The sequence below is a fragment of the Nocardia sp. NPDC041819 genome, assembly GCF_055590505.1.
Genome location: NZ_JBVJAP010000056.1, coordinates 1 through 1435 on the forward strand (window position 1 = coordinate 1; position 1435 = coordinate 1435).

The 1435-nt window shown below is 62.4% G+C and carries 2 protein-coding genes; both read right to left on the bottom strand.

The features are described 5' to 3' along the window. Positions 1-38: 38 nt before the first annotated feature. Positions 39-854 (bottom strand): IS3 family transposase, encoded by an 816-nt coding sequence (locus ACZ6DL_RS38065; protein WP_466058591.1) that lies wholly within the window; start codon positions 852-854, stop codon positions 39-41. Positions 855-892: 38 nt separating this feature from the next. Further along, the gene (locus ACZ6DL_RS38070; RefSeq protein WP_466058593.1) at positions 893-1375 is read right to left on the bottom strand and encodes a transposase; all 483 of its coding nucleotides are present in this window, start codon (positions 1373-1375) and stop codon (positions 893-895) included. Positions 1376-1435 lie beyond the last annotated feature (60 nt).

The window sequence follows — 1435 nt, forward strand, 5'->3', positions numbered from 1 at the left end:
TGGAGTGGTCCCCGAAAGTTGGACCTTGGAATTAAACCTTATGCGGCGGTGGATGTTTGGGCGAGGTACTCGTCGGGGCTGAGGTAGCCGAGCCGTTGTTGGATGCGGGTCGTGTTCCACCACTGCAGGTAGTCGGTCAGTCCGGCGTGGAACTCGTCAACGGTCGCGGGCTGCTGGATTCGGAACCATTCCTCTTTGAGATGGCTGAAGAACCCTTCCATGACGGCGTTGTCGAGGCACGTGCCTTTTCGAGACATGGACTGCGTGAGGCCGGCCTGGCGGAGCATGTCCTGCCAGAGGGCGTGGCGGTACTGGAATCCTTGATCGGAGTGAACCAGCGGTTTCTCACCTGGCTGCAGGCTGTCGATCGCGGTGCGCAGGCCGTCGGCGACCATCTTCACGCTTGGTGATGGCCCTGCCACGGCAGAGATGACTCGGTTGTCGTAGAGGTCGACGACCGGCGAGACATACACCTTGGAGGCCCCGATCGCGAACTCGGTCACGTCCGTGACCCACTTAGCGTGCTTGACCGCTGCGGTGAACTGGCGGTTCAACACGTTGTCGGCCGCCTGGCCAACCTCGCCCCGGAAGGAGTTGTATCTCCGCCGGCGGCGCACAGGGCACCGCAAGCCGAGCGTGCGCATCAGTTTCAGAACGGTCTTCTTCGACACCCGCCACCCGCGACGCAACAGGATCGCCAGGATGCGCCGGTGCCCGTATGCGCGTCTTGCGTCTTCGAAGGCTTGACGGATGGCTTCTTTCAGATCGGCATGCCGATCCGCGCGGGCGATTCTGTTCCGGTGGTCGTAGAACGTTGACCGCGGAAGGTGCGCGATCTGCAGCAAGAGCGACAACGGGTACTGCGCCTTGAGGTCTTCGACGGCTTGAACCTTCAGCGTCGTTCCTGTGACTTCAAGGCCCGCAATTTTCCCAGGTACGCGACCTCTGCGCGCAACCGCTCGTTCTCCTTGCGCAGCGTCTCGATCTCGTTGTCCGGTGCAGGGTTTCCGCGATCGGCCGGAGGCCGGCCGCGCCTCTTGGGCCGCAGCCCGTCTTCGCCCTCGCGTCTATAGATACTCGTCCAGTTGGCGACGGTGCTGGGCGAGGGGAGCCCGTATTCCTCGGCGAGAGCCCGTCCCGACTCGCCCGCAACATGACGGAGCACGATCTCGAGCTTGGTCCCGAAGTCGTACTGCCTGCGTTCCCTCGTCACCAGCGCGTCCCGTCCTCTCAGCTGCCATCGCTGGTACAACATTTGAACGGGGTTCGGGGCGAGGTCAAGGGACAGGGACGCGGACTTCGCGGTGAAGCCCTGCTCGAACAGTTCGATCACCGAGATTGCATCGGCCTGACTCAACATGCTTCCCGAGTACATCGGCCTGCCTCCTGAAGATGGACGCTTACTTACGGTGTCCAACTTCATGGGACCACTCCA

What these genes read in the sequence shown, in the direction of transcription:
- ACZ6DL_RS38070 (WP_466058593.1), bottom strand. Translation starts at nt 1,375, where the DNA reads ATGTACTCGGGAAGCATGTTGAGTCAGGCCGATGCAATCTCGGTGATC.